We start from the raw sequence: 5,065 nt of genomic DNA, 5'->3' as shown, positions 1-5,065 counted from the left end.
GTGCGGCCGAATAGATGGTGTTCCGGTCTTGGCTCCGTCCGCCGCTCATGCGCTCCCTCCGTCGTTCAGAAGTGGGTCGCGCGGTTCGAGCGCGTCGTCTGGGAGGTCGTCGTCAAAGACCATTCCCATTCCGTCGCCCCAGTCGTCGCCGTCGTCTTCGGCGGCGGCGTCGAGCAGGTCGCGGAGGTCGCCGTTCCGAAGGCGTCCCGGCCGGAGTTCGTCGGGGAGTTCGGCCGTGATAATCTCGTCAACTGACGGCTGGTCCGTCACCATCGGTTTCGATGGGTCGAGCGCGGCGTTCTGCGATTCCATCGTGTCGAACTTCACACGCCGGACGATTGCCGGAAGCGCCTGCCGGAGCGATTCTCCGCGTCGAGCCGCGGGTTCGAGGTCGCCGCGGTACTCTCCAATCACGTCCAGCACCTCGTCTGTATCGTGCCGACCGACGAGCGACGAGCCGGGGATAGACCGCCGCCACGTCCCGACTGCGACGTTTCGACCGGGGTCGAAGGCATACGCCTCGTACACTTCCCCCTCTGCCTTCTGGTGCGGATACAGCGGCCCCCACTCAACCTGAGTCTCTGCGAACGTGTCCGGCGAGAGCGACCAGCACGCCATAGGTTCGTCGTTGTTCGCGTTCACCTGTACGATTCGGACGCGAGGCGGGTCGGGGAGGAGGTCGTTGATTTTCCCCGTGGCGAACAGCGCGGCCACGCCCGCGATGACGAGCGCTGAGACCGCGAGGCTCGACCACGCCGGGAGTTCCGCGCCGCCGAAGTACGCCAGCGCCGCGCCCGCGCCACCGAGCTTCAGCCAGTCGTTCACCATTCGCGGACCACCTCAAGGTCTGTCTCCTCGCGCTTGCGCTTCACCCAGACATAGGTCCCGCCGACTGACGCGACCGCTGTTGCGCCAATGAGTGACTGGACGGTGCCCCATTCGACGGGGGGTTTCGCGGCCCTAACTGCGTCAGACCGGATAGCAACGATACCGTCCGCATTCGATGAGGTGACGGTGATTGCCGACGCGCCGTTGAAGTCCTCGGCGCGGAAATTGACGGTGGTCTCGCCGGGGGTCAAGGTCATGCGCCGAACGCGGGCTTTCCCCGCGGCCGAGCCGTCTCCTTCGCTCAGGATTCGGGAGAGAGTCCCGGCGTCGGTGATTGCGATTCGAGTCGGAGTATCCGCCTCGACGACGAGCGAGAACGTCCCATTTGAGAACGACCACGATTTGATTCGAGTCGTCGGGGAGAGTTCGATAGTCTGGGTTGATTCGGGCGTGCTCGGCGTGGCGGTCGCTGTCTCGTTCGTCGCGGCGACCGTGCCGACGAGCGCGGGCGATACAACTGCGATGAGGATTATGAGTGTGGTGATTATTCGGCGCATGGTGTCCGAAAAATTGGGAATCGGTGGGGTTAGTTCCGGGTTGAGACGAGGATGAGCGCGACAATCGCGGCAACGATGATAACGCGGTCTTCGGTTCCAACACCGAAGCCACCGCCGCCACCACCGCCACCAGTTCCGGTGGTCTCATACTGCCTTCTGAGTTGTCGCAACTGCTCGATTTCGTCCGCGAGGGAGCTTGCGTTCGTTGAGTTGTAGAGGTACTTGTGTGGGCTGGTCGTGTTCATCGTCTCCCCTGTCCGGGTGTTCACAGCCTCTAAAATTTCAAACTGCGACCCATATGTGGAGAGGTCAACAATCGTGCCGTTGGCCCCATCTTGAACAGCCATGTAGAAGGTTCCATTATAATCTGAAAATCGGTATGTCTGACCAGTATCCCAGCCACCAGATGCGTCATCTCCGGTGTAGAACAATGTTCCATTAAGCACCGTCGGATTGCCCGAGCCGTCTCCGACTGCAATAGTGTGCGATGCATTGATATCCCCGGAAGCACCGGTTGACGCGAGCATGGCCGCGCCCTGACCGTAGTATCCAGACTTTTTGAGAGATGTGGATGCCTCAGCCCCGATAGTGGATGGGTCCATCATCGCAAGGTCTGACGAGTTTATTTCGCCTGCTTGGTACTGGCTGGACACCTCATCAACGTAGGGGTCCATATTCGCAAGCACTTGTTGGGTCTGCTCTTGGGTTTCGTCGAGCAGATAGGTGTCGTTCTGGTCGTTCGCCCAAGAGCCGAGCGACCCATAATCCTGTGACTCGAAGATTCGTGTCTCCTCGGACGAGTTTGGTTCGACGGCAACAACCCGGATAGGAGATGCTTTTGGTGGGTCTGACGACCCCCCCGGATGGAAACGGGAGCCGGATGGGAGAGTCCTCAGAGAGATTTCTTCAGTATCGACAGATGTTCCATTGACTAACTCGAATTGAATCGTGTTTGTTCCAAGCGTTTCACCACCAGAGTACCATTCTCCATTCCTCTCATTTTGGTAGTAGTATCCAATTGTTTGGTCGGATTGGTTATCTAGACTAGCTATTTGAGTGACTTTAGCGTCCCAATCTGAGAGAATCCGAACCTGAACCCGAGAGTAGTAGTCTCGAACCGTTTGGTTCACCGCGGATTTAGCCTGTGACCGGGATGCACCGTTATTTAGCTCGTTCACCATCGTTATTTTAGCCTTTGACATGGCGACCGTTCGAGCATTAGCCATGAAGTTCTGCGTCGTCGTGGTGTACGAGTCGGTTGCGTCTTTCAGGGCAAGAGCGCTTGAATACGCATTTGTGGCGGTGAGATTCTCATAGTCGGTGTTGTCTGACCAATGACAACCCTCGGTATTGCCGAGAATCGTATTGAACCACGCACCACCGAGGTAGTTTGACGCCGAACCATCGCAGTTGACCATCTCCGCAGATGCGTGTCCGACCGGAGATGACCCTGGAACCACGCCGCTCGTGGCGGCGGTCGTGATGACGATTCCAACGAGCAGCATAACCATGACCCTCCGAACGAGAGTCACGAATCAAACACCTCAACGAGTCCGAGCCGGTCTGCGATGAGAGACCCACCGGCTGCACCAACCACAATCAGCCCTATTTCAAGACTGCCACCAAGCAGGTCGGATAAAATCGTGATGTCTGCGCCCGCGGATAGTCCGGCGTCGAGAGCACCAACCGACGCGCCAAGTGTGGCGACCGTCTCTAGGTCAAGGTCAAGGTCCACCATTAGAGCATCCACCCCGCAGCGAACCCGGCCGTGCTCGTGATGCCGACGTAGACCAAGCCCCAGAGGTCGCTACTCTGGAAGAATGAGGAAACGTCACCGACCAACAGCCACGCAGCGAACACCCCGACCGTGCCGAAAATCGACCACATATAGTAGTCGTCAAGCTTCTCCGCATCGTCTTTGAGAGACGATAGGTCGGTGTTCTCGTTCGTGATGATGATGCCCGCGAACGCGCCGACAGATACCGCGTACGCAAGCGTGATTTCGATATTCCCCGACGAGAAAATCACGTCGGTGAAATTGATATCGAATAGTTGGAAGGTTGCGATGCCCGTCTGAATGAATCCGGCGACCATGAGAGCCACCGTGAACCCCGCGTCTGCGGGGTCGAATTCCATCTTCGACATTACATTTTTAGACTGTCGCAATTAGTGAAAAGTGTTTGTGTTGATGACTGTTTAGTTTGCGTAGCAAATATCCATCTTAAGCCTCGTAAACATCAATCTGTGGCTTTACAAGGCCGATTGCTGACTCTCGGCCACGGTCCGTTAGTCGGTAGACTCCGCCGCCCTTCTCCTGCACGAATCCAGCATCTAAGAGGTCCTGAAAGGAACGAGACACCGAATTTCGGTGTCTCCCTGTCCTCCGAGCAATGTTACCAGCCTTATCATCATTGTGGAGTAACAAATCAACGAGGATGGCTTTCTGTGTTGGCGTGATGTCCATGAGATACCCGCCAATCGCTGGATGGAAACTCATTGTGGTCAATATGTTTGCATGGCTAACAGAATTGTTTGCATTACGAGCAGTTTGGAAGAACTAACAAACGTTTAAGTAATCCTGACTGAACAGTTAGAGCAAGAACTCGGACGTGTCACTCACGGTGTGGCGCGGCGGGAGCAAGATGGCCCCTTGCTCCCGAAGAAGAACCCCCGAAACCGAAGCAACGGTTTCGGGCGTGTATATGAGCTAACGGCGCTATCCGGCTTAAATTCACCGGATATGCTGTTTGCACTGCAAATTTTCGAGGTTCGTGGGCTGTCAACCATGCAACACGACAATCCCGCACTCCGACCAATTCGATTCATCGACGATGCCGAAGCAGTAGCTGACGCGCTCGACGCCGTCGACGAACTAGCGACCCACCCGGTCGTTGGCGAGGTCTCGCGCGAAATCGCAGCGCTCGCACGTGATGCCGCATCGAACCCTGACCAACACAACCTATCTCAGCAATGACCATGACCTCACTAGACGACGTTATCGACCGAATCGACTCCCTCGAATCCCGTGTTTCCGAACTCGAAGCCGAGAACGAACGACTCCGTGCCGAACTCGAAGGCGAGAGAAAGGCACGTGAAGACGCAGAAGACCGGGTTGAAACTCTCGAAGGGTGGCAGAATGGCATGTCTCGATGGAAGCAGTTTGTCAACGACGCTCTCGAAGGAATCGAGACTGCGGACGCCGGCCCTCAGTCGGACGACCTCGTTGGACTCCTCCCCATCGAAAAACTCGCCCGGATGCCCGACGACGTGGCGCGCACCCAGCTCGATACAGCTCAGTCTCGGAACCTCTGGCGTGCCCGGTTCATCTGGAACCACATGGACGACCTCGCTAGCATCGCGGGCGACTCGAACAACCAGAAGTTCCGCGTCACCTCCCCGGACATGATGAAGGCCCTGAAGGTCGCCGGAGAGTCGGACGGCGCGGTCGAGAGCAAGACGACGAAGCGAATCATGGAACGCATCGTTGATTGGACGCACGGACTCGCTGAAATCCGCCACACGTCGTCTGGAGAGCGCGCGCTTGTCATCCCGACCGATTGGGCGGAGCGCCGGGCGGATGTCGTCTCAGCCGAATCTGGGGCGGGGACTCCCGCGGCTGGCGGCGTCGTCAGCGGGGGGCGGTAGACGCGGGGGTTCTCCCCCGCCGACCGGCTCCCGGT

The 5,065-nt window shown here is 57.8% G+C and carries 8 protein-coding genes; 2 read left to right on the top strand and 6 right to left on the bottom strand.

What is annotated here, in order from left to right:
* Positions 1-45 precede the first annotated feature (45 nt).
* From C443_RS02985 to C443_RS22365, 6 genes are all read right to left on the bottom strand, one after another.
* Positions 46-828 carry a hypothetical protein gene (locus tag C443_RS02985; protein ID WP_005533716.1) on the bottom strand — a complete coding sequence of 261 codons (783 nt, stop codon included), beginning with the start codon at positions 826-828 and terminating at the stop codon, positions 46-48.
* Positions 822-1,385, bottom strand: a complete 564-nt coding sequence (locus tag C443_RS02980) for a hypothetical protein (RefSeq protein ID WP_005533715.1) — start codon at positions 1,383-1,385, stop codon at positions 822-824. The genes C443_RS02985 and C443_RS02980 overlap by 7 nt, the downstream gene beginning before the upstream one ends.
* A gap of 29 nt (positions 1,386-1,414) precedes the next feature.
* Complete coding sequence (locus C443_RS02975; RefSeq protein ID WP_005533713.1) at positions 1,415-2,896, bottom strand: hypothetical protein; 1,482 nt, start codon at positions 2,894-2,896, stop codon at positions 1,415-1,417.
* A gap of 17 nt (positions 2,897-2,913) precedes the next feature.
* Positions 2,914-3,123 (bottom strand): hypothetical protein, encoded by a 210-nt coding sequence (locus C443_RS02970; RefSeq protein WP_004052064.1) that lies wholly within the window; start codon positions 3,121-3,123, stop codon positions 2,914-2,916.
* Positions 3,123-3,530: a hypothetical protein gene (locus tag C443_RS02965; RefSeq protein ID WP_005533704.1), complete on the bottom strand. Its 408-nt coding sequence runs from the start codon at positions 3,528-3,530 to the stop codon at positions 3,123-3,125. Before C443_RS02965 ends, C443_RS02970 begins: the two co-directional genes overlap by 1 nt.
* A gap of 76 nt (positions 3,531-3,606) precedes the next feature.
* Entirely contained in the window at positions 3,607-3,849 is a 243-nt protein-coding gene (locus C443_RS22365) for a helix-turn-helix domain-containing protein (protein ID WP_006166119.1), read from the bottom strand.
* Positions 3,850-4,170: 321 nt separating this feature from the next.
* Between C443_RS22365 and C443_RS02955 the strand changes: the two genes are divergently transcribed.
* Complete coding sequence (locus tag C443_RS02955; protein ID WP_005533698.1) at positions 4,171-4,359, top strand: hypothetical protein; 189 nt, start codon at positions 4,171-4,173, stop codon at positions 4,357-4,359.
* Between the two features lie 2 nt (positions 4,360-4,361).
* Positions 4,362-5,030, top strand: a complete 669-nt coding sequence (locus C443_RS02950; protein WP_239640281.1) for an adenylate kinase — start codon at positions 4,362-4,364, stop codon at positions 5,028-5,030.
* Positions 5,031-5,065: the final 35 nt, after the last annotated feature.

Origin of the sequence: Haloarcula argentinensis DSM 12282 (assembly GCA_000336895.1) — an archaeon.
Classification (GTDB): Archaea; Halobacteriota; Halobacteria; order Halobacteriales; family Haloarculaceae; genus Haloarcula; species Haloarcula argentinensis.
Note: the sequence above shows the minus strand (reverse complement) of the source record. Positions and strands in the feature narration are given on the sequence as shown.